Below are 12668 nucleotides of genomic sequence, written 5' to 3'. Positions count from 1 at the left end.
CCAAAACGGCCTGCAGCGCAGGTAATACTTGCGCAAGCAGCTATATAAACAATAGCAATCAACTTAACGAGGCCGGTCGTAGAACGGGAAGGTAAACGGCACGCTGACCGTCACCGCCTGGGCCTTACCCTGGCTGTAATAGGGGTTCAGACGCAGGCCCTGCACGGCGTCCAGCGCGGCCTTGTCCAGCAGCGGGTTTTCGCTGGACTGCGACACGCGCGAGCGCAGCACGCCGCCCGAGGCGTCGACCAGCATCTGCACCACCACCGTGCTGTTGTGCGAGCGGTCGCGCACCAGGTCTTTGTCCGGCGGCGGGACCTTGGCCTGTACCTCGGCCGTGATGCCCAGGTCTTGCAGCCTGGCCTCCTGGTCCGGCCAGACCGGCTCGGGGGTGGACGAGGCGCATGCCGACACCAGCAGCGCAGCCAACACAGCGGAGCACAGGCCCGCCAACGATTTATTACCCCATAAATTTCGCATCAAAATATCCTTTGAAAATTCTTCAGCGCAGCCAGGGCGCTAGTTCCTGGTCGATGGCGCCAAACAGGCTGTTGCCATCCTTGCCCATCATCTCGATGCGTACAGTGTCGCCGTACTGCAGATAGCCGGTGCCAGGCGTGCCACCGTCCTGTGCCTCCATGGCGCGCTTTTCCGCGATGCTGTGGTAGCCCTTGGGCCACTGCACCTGGGTCTTCTGCGCCACGCCGGCATTCGCCACCGGGCCGGTGCCAATGACGCTGCCGGCACGCACGGCGCGGGTGCTGCACACATGCGCCAAGAGCTGGCCGAAGTGGAACTGCATCTCCGGCCCCGCATCACACATGCCGACCTTACGACCGTTCCAACTGGTGTGCAGTGGCAGGTGCACGCGGCCCTTGTCCCAGCTGTCGCCCAGCTCATCCAGCGTAATGGCCACCGGGCTGAAGGCCACGGCTGGCGCGCTCTGCACCCAGCCCACGCCCTTGGCCTGTTCCGCCGGCTCCACGCTGCGCAGGCGCACGCTATTGGCCAGCAGCAGCAGGCGCACGCCGTCCAGCGCCTGTTCCGGGCTGGCGCCTTGGGGCACGTCGGCGGTGATGGCGGCCAGGCCGGCCGCGAAGTCCACGCCCAGGGCTTCGGAGCCGCAGCGCAGCGGCTCGCAGGCGCCCAGGAAATGGTCACCGCTGCCGGGGGCCAACGCCAAGCGGCTGTCGGCATCCGGCCCGCGCAGCAGGCTGGGGTAGGCCTGGGCCTCGGCCCATTGGTAAGCGCGCGGCAAAGGTGCCATGCACTGGCGCGCATCGAACGGGAAGCTGTGGCGGCCCCGGCCGTGGTTAAGTGCGTCGTACAGGTCTTGCAGCTGCGGGCTCATGAAGCCCCAATCGTCCAGCACCTGCTGCAGGCGGCTGGCAATGCCGGTCGCATAATGGGCTGTGGCCAGGTCGCGCGACACCACCACCAGCTGGCCGTCGCGCGAACCGTCTTGGTAGGTGGCTAATTTCATGGCGGTGTCCGCCGGGAGGGGATGGAGAAGCGTTGCATAGTCAAATGAGTTTAACGAAGCCGTCCGCCGCCCCCTCTTCCCTGCCGCTGCGCGGCCTGCTGGTGCTGGGTGGCGCCGTGGTGCTGGCCCACCTGGCCGTGCTGCAAACGCTGCCGGCCGTGCTGCAGGTGAATGCGCCCGGAGCCATGACGGTACACGCCCTGAACACGCGCAGCATCCCGGCGCCCGTGCCTGCGCCGGCAGCAGCCCCGGCGCCCGCACCGGTAGTGCGGCCCAAGCCGCGCCCCGTACCGCGTGCGCCCGCGCCAGAGCCGCCGGCCGACACCGTCGTCGCCGACGCCACGCCAACAGTACCCGTCCCCGAACCCGCCGCCTCCACCCCCGAGCCACCAGCCCCGGTCGCATCCGAGCCCGTAGCCGCCCCTGCTCCGCCGCCACCAGCGCCGCCGCCCGAGCCGGTGGCATCCGCTCCCGTTCCGCCAGCACCCGCCGTTCCCCAAGTTACCCAGGCCACGGCCTTCCGCTTTGCCGACCCAGTGCGGCTGCTGTACAACCTGACCGGCGCGTCCAAAGGCCTGCACTACAACGCACGCGGCGAACTACTGTGGCAACAAGACGGCCAGCAGTACAGCGCCCAGCTCAGCGCCAGCATGCTGTTCCTGGGCTCGCGCACGCGCACCAGCACGGGCGCCATCACCCCGGCCGGCCTGGCGCCGCAGCGCTTTTCAGACAAGTGGCGCAGCGAAGTCGCTGCGCATTTCGACTACGGCAAGGGCCGCGCCACCTTCAGCGCGAATACGCCGGACGTACCCCTGCTGCCCGCCGCGCAAGACCAGCTCAGCGTGGTGTTGCAAATCGCCAGCATGCTGGCCGCCGACCCGGCGCATTACCCGGTTGGCAGCAGCATCACGCTGCAGACCGTAGGCCCGCGCGATGCCGATATCTGGAAGTTCAACATAGAGGGGCCAGACAAGGCCTACGTGCCCTACGACACCCTGGACATCCTGAAACTCACCCGCGTACCGCTGAAGGAATTCGACAAAAAGGTCGAGCTGTGGCTGGGCCCCAGCATTTCATACCTGCCAGTGCGGCTGAAAATCACGGATCCGAACGGAGATTTCATCGACCAGCAGTTGCGCAGCGTGGAAAAGCCCTAAGCTGGCATGGCACGGAACTTGAATTCCCTGCTATCGCGACCATATAGCCCATAGTGATCGAGAAAAGGACTTCCACCATGAACACGCTATACGACTCCGAATCCTTTGCGGTGGTCCACATGCAGCCCGACGCCGCTAACAAGGCCCTGCTGGAGCCCGCCGACCCACCGCGCGCACCCACGCTGGAGCGCCACGGCTTTGAAATCGTCGATAAGCGCTCGGGCAAAGAGGTCTACCTGGACGGCTCCTGGGCCGAGCTGTTCCAGCAACATATTTCTGCCTGGCAGCTGAACACGCCGACCCAGGAAGAAGTGGAAGACACGCTGGAGCAGTACGCCGGCCTGGCACAAAACCCGGTGCTGGTGCACTGAACGTGCGGCCCAGCGCCGCTGCGCTGCTGGCTTGCTGTGCTGCCCTGCTGTGGGGCTGCGCCAGCGTACCCGCCATAGACCAGCGTGTGCAGGCCCTGCTGCCGGCCGACGCCATCCTGCTCGGCGAGCAGCATGACGCGCCGGAACACCAGCAGATCCACCGCCAGGTGATTGAAACCCTGGCCAGTCACGGCCAACTGGCCGCCTTGGCCCTGGAAATGGCCGAACAAGGCCACGACACCCGCTCCCTACCCCGCGATGCGTCCCCGGAACAAGTACAAACAGCACTCCAGTGGGACGACGCTGGCTGGCCTTGGGTCGCCTACGGCCCGGCGGTCATGGCCGCAGTCCACGCCGGCGTGCCGGTACTCGGCGCCAATCTGCCACGCGCCCAGATGCGCCCAGCCATGGCCAACACCGCCTTGGACATGCAGTTGCCCGGCCCCGCGCTCAAAGCCCAGCAGCAGTCCATCCGCATGGGCCACTGTGGCCTGCTGCCAGAAAGCCAGATCGGCCCCATGACGCGCATCCAGATCGCCCGCGACCAGGCCATGGCGCAGACCCTGCAGACTGCCGCCATCCCCGGCAAGACCGTGCTGCTGCTGACCGGCAGCGGCCATGCCGACCCCAGCCTGGGCGTGCCGCAGCACCTGCCCGAAGGTTTTTCATCAAAATCCGTTTTGCTGCAGGTCGAACCTGCGCAAGCAGCTACTAAAGATGTAGCAAACTTCAACCAAACCTGGGTCACGCCCAGCATCCCGCCCAAAGACTACTGCGCCGGGCTGCGACAATCCGGCTCGCCATGAACACTGCTTACATCCTCACACTGTCTTGCTCGGACCGCCCGGGCATCGTCCACGCCGTATCAGGCTTCCTGCTGGAGCGCGGCAGCAATATCGAAGAAGCCGCCCAGTACAACGACCACGACACCGGCCTGTTCTTCATGCGGGTGCAATTCGCCTGCGACCAGATCCCCGCCGACGCACTGCGCAGCGCACTGGCCAGCTTCGCCGAAGGTTTCCAGATGCGCTGGAGCCTGCACAACACCTCGGAACCGGTGCGCACGGTGCTGATGGTCAGCAAGGAAGGCCATTGCCTGAACGACCTGCTGTTCCGCTGGAAAAGCGGCCTGCTGCCGCTGGACATTCGCGCCATCATCAGCAACCACCGCGACTTCTATCAGCTGGCGGCCAGCTACAACGTGCCCTTCCACCACATCCCGGTGACCGCCGCCACCAAAGCCCAGGCCGAGGCGCGCGCTTACGAGGTGATAGAAAACGAAGGCGCGGAACTGGTGGTGCTGGCGCGCTACATGCAGATTCTGAGCAACGACCTATGCCAGAAGCTGAGTGGCCGGGCCATCAACATCCACCACAGCTTCCTGCCCAGCTTCAAGGGTGCCAAGCCCTATTACCAGGCGCATGACCGCGGCGTGAAGCTGATCGGCGCCACCGCCCACTATGTGACGGCGGACCTGGACGAAGGCCCGATCATCGAACAAGACGTGGCCCGCGTGGACCACAGCCGCACGGTAGAGCACTTCACCGCCCAAGGTCGGGATACCGAGAGCCAGGTGCTGGCCCGTGCCGTCAAGTGGCACAGCGAGCACCGCGTGCTGCTAAACGGCCACAAGACGGTGATTTTCAAATAGTGTTGGCCATCACTTCACCGAGGCGCACGCTTGCTGCGGGTGCCCAGGCGGGGTTGAAGCTCAGCGGACCTTGGGGGAACAGCATCACCACAGTGGAGCCCAGCAGAAAGCGCCCCATCTCCTCGCCCTGCTTCAGGACGATCTGCTGCTGGTCATAGCGCCATTCGCGCACCGGGCCGCGCGGCGGGTTGATCACGCCCTGCCAGACTGTCGCCATGCTGCCGACGATGGCGGCCCCCACCAACACCAGCACAAACGGGCCACGCTCCGAGTCAAACACGCATACCACCCGTTCGTTGCGCGCGAACAGGCCGGGCACGCCCTGGGCCGTCACCGGGTTCACCGAAAACAGGTCGCCCGGCACGTAGACCATGCGCGTCAGCCGCCCGTCGCAGGGCATATGAATGCGGTGGTAGTCCTTGGGGCTCAGGTAGATGTTGGCGAAATAGCCGTTCTCGAACTGCGCGCCCAGCACCGCGTCGCCGCCCACCAGCGCCGTGGTCGAATAGGTATGGCCCTTGGCCTGGAAGATTTGGTCGCGCTCGATGCGGCCAAACTGGCTGATCGCACCGTCCACCGGGCACACCAGGTCGGCCTGCGCAATCGGCCTTGCGCCGGGCTTCAGCGCGCGGGTGAAGAACTCATTGAAGCTGGCGTAGCTGCTGATATCGGGATTGGCCGCCTCGGCCATGTTCACCCCGTACTTGCCAACGAACCAGCGGATGATGCCGGTGGTGATGCTACCGGCGCGCGCCGTGGCAACATGCCAGCCAAAAGCGGTGATGGCGTGCTTGGGCAGCAGGTACTGCAGCCACACTTTGAAACGGTCAGACACGCGCAATCCCCTAGGCAAAAAGGGGGCCATTGTAACGAGCACCCCCTGGCGTAAGAGGGACAATGCCGGCATGAGTGCTACGCGTATACCCCCAATCCAGTGCCTGCTGACCTTCGAAGCTTTGGCCCGCTTGCGCAGCGTGACGCAGGCGGCCGAAGAGCTGTGCGTCACCCCCAGTGCGGTCAGCCACCGGGTCAAACAGCTGGAGCAGATCCTGGGCACCAAGCTGTTTGGCCGGGCCGACTTTTCGCTGACCACCGAGGGCAGCGAGTACCTGGCCCATGTGCGCGAAGGCCTGTCCATTCTGGAGCGCTTTCCCAGCACCGCATCGGCACCTGGCAAGCGCAAGCTGCGCCTGGCCGTGACGCCCACGTTTGCCCGCGCCATCCTGATTCCGCGGCTACGCCAGTTCACCGAGGCTTACCCCGAGATTGACCTGGCTTTGCATGTATCTATACCGCTGCTGGACGTGGTGGCCGAGGATGCTGACCTGGTGGTGCGCTTCGGCACAGGTCGCTATGCCGACGTGGAACACATCTGCCTGACCCGCGACGAAGTCACACCGTTGGCCTCACCCGCCTTTGTGCGCGAACACGGGCCGTTCGACAGCGTGGCCGACCTGGAAGGCGCGCGCCTGCTGCGCTCGCCCCTGGAGCCCTGGCGCACCTGGTTCGCCGCCCACCAGCTGGACTGGCCCGAGCCCGCCGACGGCTCGCAGTTCAACGACATCGGCCTGATGTGCGATGCCGCGGCCGCCGGCATGGGCATTGGCCTGGTGCGCCTGCGCCTGGGCGCACCCTGGTTGGACAGCGGCGCCCTGGTCAAACTATTCACCCGCAGCGTGCCCAGCCCGCACGCGCATTACCTGTGCTGGCAAACCGGCACCATGGACCGCTGGGAATGTGCCGCTTTCGCCGACTGGCTGAAGAAAGCCATGGCCTGAATACGCAACCTGAACTTATAAGCAAAAAGAGCTTCTGGCGCAGGCAGTACCTGCGCCAGAAGCTCTTTTATTGATAGCAAGCAGCTTACGCGGCTTTGGCTTGCGCCAGCAAGGTAGCTGCGTCGCTGACTTCAAACTTGCCAGCGGCTTCAACGTTCAAGGTGACAACGACGCCGTTCTTCACCAGCATGGAATAGCGGTTGCTACGCAGACCCAGGCCCTTGGCCGTCAGGTCCAGCGTCAAGCCCGTAGCCTTGGCGAAGTCGGCACTGCCGTCGCCCAGCATACGGACCTTGCCGGCGGTCTTCTGGTCGCGCGCCCAGGCGCCCATGACGAAAGCGTCGTTCACGCTGACACACCAAATTTCATCCACACCGGCTGCCTTGAAGGCTTCGGCGCTGGCCAGGTAACCCGGCACATGCTGGGCCGAGCAGGTGGGCGTAAACGCGCCTGGCAGGGCAAACAGGGCAATCGTCTTGCCGGCCGTGGCCTTGGCAACATCCACGGCGTTCGGGCCGATGCTGCAGCCTTCACCTTCTACTTCGGAGTACTCAAACAATGTGCTGGAAGGAAGTGTGTCGCCGACTTTGATCATGGAGTGCTCCTGGGAATGAAGAAATAAAAAAGGGGCCACGTCTCCGTCGCCCCACAAACAAAAACGGTCCACATTGTGGACCGTTTTTTAAGCAACTTGCAGCTTTAGACCGCAATAGCCTTTTGCACCAAGCGGGTAGCAACCCAGTTCTTGGTCTTCGAGATCGGACGGCTTTCCGTGATCTCAATGGTGTCGCCCAGCTTGAACTCGCCCTTTTCGTCATGGGCGTGGTACTTGCTCGACTTACCAACGATCTTGCCGTAGAGCTCGTGCTTCACACGGCGCTCGATCAGCACGGTCACAGTCTTTGCACGTTTGTCGCTGACCACCTTGCCAATCAAGGTGCGCTTGAGGGATGTTTTAGCTTCCGTCATGTTTTCGCTCCTTACTTAGCGGCTTTGTCAGCGGCTTGCTTCTCGACAAGAATGGTCTTGGCGCGGGCAATATCACGACGCGCAGTGCGGATCGTGGCTGTGTTGTTGAGTTGTTGCGTGGCTTTTTGCATACGCAGGCCGAAATGGGCGCGTTGCAGCGCTTTCACTTCGTCCTTCAGGCCGGCGACGTCTTTGGTGCGCAGTTCAGTAGATTTGGTCATATCAGTCTCCTGCTTACTGGCCAATCATGCGGGCAACGAAGGTGGTGCGCAACGGCAGTTTGGCAGCAGCCAAACGGAACGCTTCACGGGCCAGTTCTTCAGGAACGCCGACGATTTCAAAAACAATCTTACCCGGCTGAATTTCAGCCACGTAATACTCAGGGTTACCCTTACCGTTACCCATACGCACTTCAGCAGGCTTTTGGGAAATTGGCTTGTCAGGGAACACGCGGATCCAGATACGGCCGCCACGCTTCACGTGACGGGAAATCGCACGGCGTGCGGCTTCAATCTGGCGGGCCGTCAGACGGCCACGGTCCGTGCACTTCAGACCGAAGTCACCGAACGCAACCGAGCTACCCCGGGTTGCGATGCCGGTGTTACGGCCTTTTTGCTCTTTGCGGTACTTGCGACGCGCTGGTTGCAACATGTTTATTCTCCTTTACCGTCAGCTGCAGCAGGTGCAGCAGGCGCGGCTACTTTACGGACGCGCTGAACGGTAGATTTCGGTGCAGCTGCACCTGTGGCTTCAACAGGCTTGTCGCTGCCATCCGCAGGAGCCGCATTGGCACCTGCTGGACGACGGGGACCACGTGCTGGAGGACGGTCGTTACCACCGGGACGGCCACCGCGATCATCGCGACGGGGGCCACGGGGGCGACGCTCTTCTTCATTGCGCGGCTCTTGCACTGCAGGCAGATCGTTACGACCCAGGGTGTCACCCTTGTAGACCCAAACCTTCACGCCAATAATGCCGTAAGTGGTTTTGGCTTCAGAGGTGCCGTAGTCGATGTCTGCACGCAAAGTGTGCAGTGGCACGCGACCTTCGCGGTACCACTCGCAACGAGCGATTTCAATGCCATTCAGACGGCCAGACGACATGATCTTGATGCCCAGAGCACCCAGACGCATGGCGTTTTGCATGGCGCGCTTCATTGCACGACGGAACATGATGCGCTTTTCGAGCTGCTGGGTGATCGAGTCAGCGATCAGCTTGGCATCGATTTCAGGCTTGCGCACTTCTTCGATGTTCACTGCCACTGGCACGTTCAGCTGCTTGGCCAGATCACGCTTCAGGTTCTCGATGTCTTCGCCTTTCTTGCCGATCACGACGCCCGGACGAGCCGAGAAAATCGTGATGCGGGCGTTCTTGGCAGGACGCTCGATCAGAACGCGCGAAACCGAAGCGTTCTTCAGCTTGGCCTTCAGGTACTCACGCACCTTGATGTCTTCAGCCAGCATGCCGGCGAAGTCATTGTTGCTGGCATACCAGCGGCTGGACCAGTTGCGGCTGACCGACAAACGGAAGCCGGTTGGGTGGATTTTTTGTCCCATATCTTCCCGACCTCTTAATTGCCAACCGTCACGTACACATGGCACGTGGGCTTGCTGATACGGTTACCACGGCCTTTTGCACGGGCCGTGAAGCGCTTGAGCGTGGCACCTTGTTCAACGAAGATGGTTTTAACCTTCAACTCGTCGATATCGGCACCGTCATTGTGCTCAGCGTTGGCGATAGCGGACTCCAGAACCTTCTTGATGATCACGGCAGCTTTTTTCTGCGTGAATTCAAGAACGTTCAGAGCTTGGTCTACCTTTTTGCCGCGGATCAAATCTGCGACCAGGCGGCCCTTGTCAACAGACAAGCGGACGCCGCGAAGGACTGCACGTGTTTCCATGGTCTTTCCTTATTTCCGCACGACTTTTTTGTCGGCAGGGTGACCCTTGAAAGTACGGGTGAGCGCGAACTCTCCCAACTTGTGGCCCACCATTTGGTCGGTGATATAGACAGGGACGTGCTGTTTGCCGTTGTGCACAGCGATGGTCAGGCCGATGAAATCGGGCAAGATCATGGAACGACGCGACCAAGTCTTAATTGGCTTTTTGTCCTTGGTTGCTACAGCTTTTTCAGCCTTGGCAATCAGGTGGTGGTCTACGAATGGACCTTTTTTGAGTGAGCGAGTCATCTAGCTACCCCTTACTTCTTACGACGCGACACCACCATCACTTGGGTGCGCTTGTTGTTACGGGTACGGTAACCCTTGGTCAGATTGCCCCAAGGATCGACTGGATGACGGCCTTCGCCGGTCTTACCTTCACCACCGCCGTGTGGGTGATCCACAGGGTTCATCACCACACCGCGAACGGTTGGGCGAATACCCATCCAGCGCTTCACACCGGCCTTGCCCAAACGGCGCAGGCTGTGTTCTTCGTTGGCGACTTCGCCAATGGTGGCACGGCATTCGATGTGAATCTTGCGAACTTCACCGGAGCGCATACGCACTTGGGCGTAGGTGCCTTCACGTGCCAGCAGCGTTGCCGAGGTACCAGCCGAGCGAGCGATTTGCGCGCCAGCACCGGGCTTGAGCTCGATGCAATGGATGGTCGAACCCACGGGGATGTTGCGGATGGGCAGCGTGTTACCAGCGCGGATCGGGGCTTCAGCACCGCTCAGCAAGGTTGCACCGGCTTCCAGACCACGGGGAGCAATGATGTAACGACGTTCGCCGTCGGCATAGCACACCAGAGCGATGTGGGCCGTACGGTTTGGATCGTATTCAATGCGTTCCACTTTCGCGGGAATGCCGTCCTTGTTGCGAACAAAGTCCACAACACGGTAATGGTGCTTATGACCGCCGCCGCGGTGACGCGTCGTGATGTGACCGTTGTTGTTACGGCCGGCCTTCTGGAACTGGGGTTCCAGCAAAGCTGCGTGAGGAGCACCCTTGTACAGGTGATCACGCGTGACCTTCACCATGCCGCGTTGGCCTGGCGAAGTGGGTTTCATTTTAATGACAGCCATGATTACGCGGCCTCCCCGGTCAGGTTCAGCTCTTGACCTGGCTTCAGCGTCACATAGGCCTTGCGAACGTTGTCGCGGCGACCGATGGATTTGCCAAAACGCTTGGTTTTGCCCTTGGTGTTAACCACAGAAACGCCCTTGACTTCCACCTTGAACATCAGCTGCACAGCAGCCATGATTTCATGCTTGGTCGCGTCCTGGAGTACCTTGAACGTCACTGCATTGGACTTTTCAGCAACCATGGTGGCCTTTTCGGACACGATGGGAGCGATCAGCACTTGCATCAGACGGCCTTCGTCGAATTGACGGTTGGTCAAATTCATGCGGCTCATGCGAACATCTCCTGGAGTTTGTCCATGGCAGCCTTGGTCACCAGAACTTTCTTGTAGTGCACCAGCGACACCGGATCGGCGTAGCGGGGTTCAACCACCAGAATGTTCACGAGGTTACGGGAAGCCAGATACAGGTTTTCATCGATTTGGTCAGAAATGACCAGCACGGATGCCAGGTTCATTGCCTTGAACTTTGCCGCCAAGGGCTTGGTCTTGGGCGAATCCACCGTCAACGAATCAACCACGGCCAGACGACCTTCACGGGCCAGCTGCGACAGGATCGCGGCCATACCAGCGCGGTACATCTTCTTGTTGATCTTTTGCGTGAAGTTTTCATCAGGCATGTTCGGGAAAATACGACCACCTCCGCGCCACAGTGGCGAGGACGTCATACCAGCACGTGCACGGCCAGTTCCCTTTTGCTTGAATGGCTTCTTAGTCGAGTGGCGAACCTGCTCACGGTCTTTTTGGGCACGGGTGCCTTGACGCGCATTGGCTTGGAAAGCGACTACGACTTGGTGAACGAGGTCTTCGTTGTAAGCACGACCGAATACGGTCTCGGGCACATCGATCTTCGATGCGGCCTGGCCTTGGTCATTCAGGAGTTCGAGCTGCATTAGTTCGCTCCTTTTGCTGCTTTGGCCTTGATGGCCGGACGCACCGTCACAAAACCACCCTTGGAGCCAGGAACTGCGCCCCGGATCAAAAGCAGCTGACGGGCTTCGTCAATACGGATCACATCCAGGTTTTGGGTGGTGACTGTGTCCACGCCCAAATGACCCGTCATGCGCTTGCCAGGGAACACGCGGCCTGGATCCTGGGCCATACCAATGGAGCCAGGAACATTGTGCGAGCGGCTGTTACCGTGCGAAGCACGTTGCGAGCTCATGTGGTGACGCTTGATGGTACCGGCGTAGCCCTTACCAATCGTCGTACCTTGCACGTCGACTTTTTGACCCACCGCAAACACAGCACCGGCCGACACTACGGAACCCGCTTTGTATTGTGCTGCAGCATCCGACGTTACGCGGAATTCTTGGATGATTTCACCGGCTTCCACGCCTGCTTTCGCAAGGTGACCGGCTTCTGGCTTGGTCACACGCGAAGCTTTGCGTGCGCCGAACGTAACCTGCAAGGCCACGTAGCCGTCGTTCTCTTGGGATTTGATCTGGGTAACACGGTTGTTAGACACGTCTACCACCGTGACAGGAACTGCGTCCCCGTCATCGGTGAATAGGCGCATCATGCCTACCTTGCGGCCCAGCAACCCTAGGGAGTTGCTTTGACTCATTTTTTTCTCCGTAACTTCCACCCATGTAACTGCAATTGGCTACACGGTTTTGGTGTGAAAGACTGTTAATAAAACCACGCCAAAACAGAACCCTGTTTTGGCGCAGCCTTGGAGTATAGCCCGCACTTGCGTTTTCAGCAAGTGCGGGCTATTTCCTTGGGGTGGTAGCGGTTTTCGCTTGCGCGAAAACCACACCGTTTGCTTATTGCAGCTTGATTTCGACGTCCACGCCAGCAGGCAGATCGAGCTTCATCAACGCGTCAACGGTCTTGTCCGTTGGGTCAACGATGTCCATCAGACGCTGGTGCGTACGGATTTCAAACTGGTCGCGGCTGGTCTTGTTGACGTGCGGCGAACGCAGGATGTCGAAACGCTTCATGCGGGTTGGCAGGGGCACGGGACCCTTGACAATCGCGCCGGTGCGCTTGGCGGTATCCACAATTTCAGCGGCCGATTGGTCGATGAGCTTGTAATCAAAAGCCTTCAGGCGGATGCGGATTTTTTGCTTGGTAGACATGGTGCTTCCTACGTCGTTTTAAGCAATGATCTTGGCAACCACGCCGGCGCCGACGGTCTTGCCGCCTTCACGGATGGCGAAACGCAGACCTTCTT

At 61.1% G+C, this 12668-nt stretch carries 21 protein-coding genes; 5 read left to right on the top strand and 16 right to left on the bottom strand.

All coding sequences use genetic code 11. From position 1 onward, the window contains the following. Positions 1-63: 63 nt before the first annotated feature. Both AC07O2_RS21675 and AC07O2_RS21670 read right to left on the bottom strand, forming a co-directional pair. A complete protein-coding gene (locus tag AC07O2_RS21675) occupies positions 64-480 on the bottom strand; it encodes an energy transducer TonB (RefSeq protein ID WP_495234339.1) in 417 nt (138 codons plus the stop codon). A gap of 22 nt (positions 481-502) precedes the next feature. Beyond that, positions 503-1483 carry a fumarylacetoacetate hydrolase family protein gene (locus tag AC07O2_RS21670; RefSeq protein ID WP_495234338.1) on the bottom strand — a complete coding sequence of 327 codons (981 nt, stop codon included), beginning with the start codon at positions 1481-1483 and terminating at the stop codon, positions 503-505. 44 nt (positions 1484-1527) lie between these two features. Here AC07O2_RS21670 and AC07O2_RS21665 point away from each other — a divergent pair, with 44 nt between their 5' ends. The 4 genes from AC07O2_RS21665 to purU all read left to right on the top strand — a co-directional run bounded on the left by AC07O2_RS21665 (position 1528) and on the right by purU (position 4662). Next, positions 1528-2640 carry a DUF3108 domain-containing protein gene (locus AC07O2_RS21665; protein WP_495234337.1) on the top strand — a complete coding sequence of 371 codons (1113 nt, stop codon included), beginning with the start codon at positions 1528-1530 and terminating at the stop codon, positions 2638-2640. Positions 2641-2717: 77 nt separating this feature from the next. Then, positions 2718-3011 (top strand): BTH_I0359 family protein, encoded by a 294-nt coding sequence (locus AC07O2_RS21660; RefSeq protein ID WP_495234336.1) that lies wholly within the window; start codon positions 2718-2720, stop codon positions 3009-3011. Between the two features lie 2 nt (positions 3012-3013). After that, positions 3014-3817 carry a ChaN family lipoprotein gene (locus AC07O2_RS21655; RefSeq protein WP_495234335.1) on the top strand — a complete coding sequence of 268 codons (804 nt, stop codon included), beginning with the start codon at positions 3014-3016 and terminating at the stop codon, positions 3815-3817. Continuing rightward, a complete protein-coding gene (gene purU / locus AC07O2_RS21650; RefSeq protein ID WP_495234334.1) occupies positions 3814-4662 on the top strand; it encodes a formyltetrahydrofolate deformylase in 849 nt (282 codons plus the stop codon). The genes AC07O2_RS21655 and purU overlap by 4 nt, the downstream gene beginning before the upstream one ends. Here purU and asd read toward each other — a convergent pair. Beyond that, the gene (gene asd / locus AC07O2_RS21645; protein WP_495234333.1) at positions 4655-5497 is read right to left on the bottom strand and encodes an archaetidylserine decarboxylase; all 843 of its coding nucleotides are present in this window, start codon (positions 5495-5497) and stop codon (positions 4655-4657) included. The genes purU and asd overlap by 8 nt on opposite strands. A 70-nt stretch (positions 5498-5567) precedes the next feature. Here asd and AC07O2_RS21640 point away from each other — a divergent pair, with 70 nt between their 5' ends. Continuing rightward, entirely contained in the window at positions 5568-6440 is an 873-nt protein-coding gene (locus AC07O2_RS21640; RefSeq protein ID WP_495234332.1) for a LysR substrate-binding domain-containing protein, read from the top strand. 85 nt (positions 6441-6525) lie between these two features. On the opposite strand, the gene AC07O2_RS21635 is transcribed toward AC07O2_RS21640, so the two are convergent. From AC07O2_RS21635 to AC07O2_RS21575, 13 genes are all read right to left on the bottom strand, one after another. Beyond that, complete coding sequence (locus AC07O2_RS21635) at positions 6526-7035, bottom strand: peroxiredoxin (protein ID WP_495098588.1); 510 nt, start codon at positions 7033-7035, stop codon at positions 6526-6528. A 104-nt stretch (positions 7036-7139) separates the two neighbouring features. Next, on the bottom strand, positions 7140-7409 hold the full coding sequence (rpsQ, locus tag AC07O2_RS21630) for a 30S ribosomal protein S17 (RefSeq protein WP_092759968.1): 270 nt from the start codon (positions 7407-7409) through the stop codon (positions 7140-7142). A gap of 11 nt (positions 7410-7420) precedes the next feature. Continuing rightward, positions 7421-7630 carry a 50S ribosomal protein L29 gene (gene rpmC, locus AC07O2_RS21625; protein WP_490591553.1) on the bottom strand — a complete coding sequence of 70 codons (210 nt, stop codon included), beginning with the start codon at positions 7628-7630 and terminating at the stop codon, positions 7421-7423. 13 nt (positions 7631-7643) lie between these two features. Beyond that, on the bottom strand, positions 7644-8060 hold the full coding sequence (gene rplP, locus AC07O2_RS21620; RefSeq protein WP_029708121.1) for a 50S ribosomal protein L16: 417 nt from the start codon (positions 8058-8060) through the stop codon (positions 7644-7646). Positions 8061-8062: 2 nt separating this feature from the next. Beyond that, the gene (gene rpsC / locus AC07O2_RS21615; protein WP_495098587.1) at positions 8063-8965 is read right to left on the bottom strand and encodes a 30S ribosomal protein S3; all 903 of its coding nucleotides are present in this window, start codon (positions 8963-8965) and stop codon (positions 8063-8065) included. A gap of 14 nt (positions 8966-8979) precedes the next feature. Continuing rightward, positions 8980-9309, bottom strand: a complete 330-nt coding sequence (rplV, locus tag AC07O2_RS21610) for a 50S ribosomal protein L22 (protein ID WP_490591555.1) — start codon at positions 9307-9309, stop codon at positions 8980-8982. A gap of 9 nt (positions 9310-9318) precedes the next feature. Then, entirely contained in the window at positions 9319-9597 is a 279-nt protein-coding gene (gene rpsS / locus AC07O2_RS21605) for a 30S ribosomal protein S19 (RefSeq protein ID WP_076196164.1), read from the bottom strand. Positions 9598-9608: 11 nt separating this feature from the next. Beyond that, entirely contained in the window at positions 9609-10433 is an 825-nt protein-coding gene (gene rplB / locus AC07O2_RS21600; protein ID WP_490591556.1) for a 50S ribosomal protein L2, read from the bottom strand. A 2-nt stretch (positions 10434-10435) separates the two neighbouring features. After that, the gene (gene rplW / locus AC07O2_RS21595; RefSeq protein ID WP_369821623.1) at positions 10436-10756 is read right to left on the bottom strand and encodes a 50S ribosomal protein L23; all 321 of its coding nucleotides are present in this window, start codon (positions 10754-10756) and stop codon (positions 10436-10438) included. A 5-nt stretch (positions 10757-10761) separates the two neighbouring features. Beyond that, positions 10762-11382: a 50S ribosomal protein L4 gene (rplD, locus tag AC07O2_RS21590; RefSeq protein ID WP_092759960.1), complete on the bottom strand. Its 621-nt coding sequence runs from the start codon at positions 11380-11382 to the stop codon at positions 10762-10764. Further along, positions 11382-12056, bottom strand: coding sequence for a 50S ribosomal protein L3 (gene rplC / locus AC07O2_RS21585; RefSeq protein ID WP_490591557.1), 675 nt, complete (start codon positions 12054-12056; stop codon positions 11382-11384). Before rplC ends, rplD begins: the two co-directional genes overlap by 1 nt. Positions 12057-12258: 202 nt before the next feature. Further along, on the bottom strand, positions 12259-12573 hold the full coding sequence (rpsJ, locus tag AC07O2_RS21580) for a 30S ribosomal protein S10 (protein ID WP_019575636.1): 315 nt from the start codon (positions 12571-12573) through the stop codon (positions 12259-12261). An 18-nt stretch (positions 12574-12591) separates the two neighbouring features. Next, positions 12592-12668 (bottom strand): EF-Tu C-terminal domain-related protein (locus AC07O2_RS21575; RefSeq protein ID WP_495234252.1); only part of this gene is annotated, 77 nt, incomplete at its 5' end.

The organism is Rhodoferax sp. GW821-FHT10B06, assembly GCF_059415605.1.
The sequence above is the reverse complement of the archived record's forward strand: the minus strand, read 5'-3'. Positions and strand labels throughout refer to the sequence as shown.

Bases quoted from the DNA above. Each gene is read 5' to 3' on its own strand.
- AC07O2_RS21675 (WP_495234339.1), bottom strand. From the start codon at position 480: ATGCGAAATTTATGGGGTAATAAATCGTTGGCGGGCCTGTGCTCCGCT.
- AC07O2_RS21670 (WP_495234338.1), bottom strand. From the start codon at position 1,483: ATGAAATTAGCCACCTACCAAGACGGTTCGCGCGACGGCCAGCTGGTG.
- AC07O2_RS21665 (WP_495234337.1), top strand. From the start codon at position 1,528: ATGAGTTTAACGAAGCCGTCCGCCGCCCCCTCTTCCCTGCCGCTGCGC.
- AC07O2_RS21660 (WP_495234336.1), top strand. From the start codon at position 2,718: ATGAACACGCTATACGACTCCGAATCCTTTGCGGTGGTCCACATGCAG.
- purU (WP_495234334.1), top strand. From the start codon at position 3,814: ATGAACACTGCTTACATCCTCACACTGTCTTGCTCGGACCGCCCGGGC.
- AC07O2_RS21640 (WP_495234332.1), top strand. From the start codon at position 5,568: ATGAGTGCTACGCGTATACCCCCAATCCAGTGCCTGCTGACCTTCGAA.
- AC07O2_RS21635 (WP_495098588.1), bottom strand. From the start codon at position 7,035: ATGATCAAAGTCGGCGACACACTTCCTTCCAGCACATTGTTTGAGTAC.
- rpsQ (WP_092759968.1), bottom strand. From the start codon at position 7,409: ATGACGGAAGCTAAAACATCCCTCAAGCGCACCTTGATTGGCAAGGTG.
- rpmC (WP_490591553.1), bottom strand. From the start codon at position 7,630: ATGACCAAATCTACTGAACTGCGCACCAAAGACGTCGCCGGCCTGAAG.
- rplP (WP_029708121.1), bottom strand. From the start codon at position 8,060: ATGTTGCAACCAGCGCGTCGCAAGTACCGCAAAGAGCAAAAAGGCCGT.
- rpsC (WP_495098587.1), bottom strand. From the start codon at position 8,965: ATGGGACAAAAAATCCACCCAACCGGCTTCCGTTTGTCGGTCAGCCGC.
- rplV (WP_490591555.1), bottom strand. From the start codon at position 9,309: ATGGAAACACGTGCAGTCCTTCGCGGCGTCCGCTTGTCTGTTGACAAG.
- rpsS (WP_076196164.1), bottom strand. From the start codon at position 9,597: ATGACTCGCTCACTCAAAAAAGGTCCATTCGTAGACCACCACCTGATT.
- rplB (WP_490591556.1), bottom strand. From the start codon at position 10,433: ATGGCTGTCATTAAAATGAAACCCACTTCGCCAGGCCAACGCGGCATG.
- rplW (WP_369821623.1), bottom strand. From the start codon at position 10,756: ATGAATTTGACCAACCGTCAATTCGACGAAGGCCGTCTGATGCAAGTG.
- rplD (WP_092759960.1), bottom strand. From the start codon at position 11,382: ATGCAGCTCGAACTCCTGAATGACCAAGGCCAGGCCGCATCGAAGATC.
- rplC (WP_490591557.1), bottom strand. From the start codon at position 12,056: ATGAGTCAAAGCAACTCCCTAGGGTTGCTGGGCCGCAAGGTAGGCATG.
- rpsJ (WP_019575636.1), bottom strand. From the start codon at position 12,573: ATGTCTACCAAGCAAAAAATCCGCATCCGCCTGAAGGCTTTTGATTAC.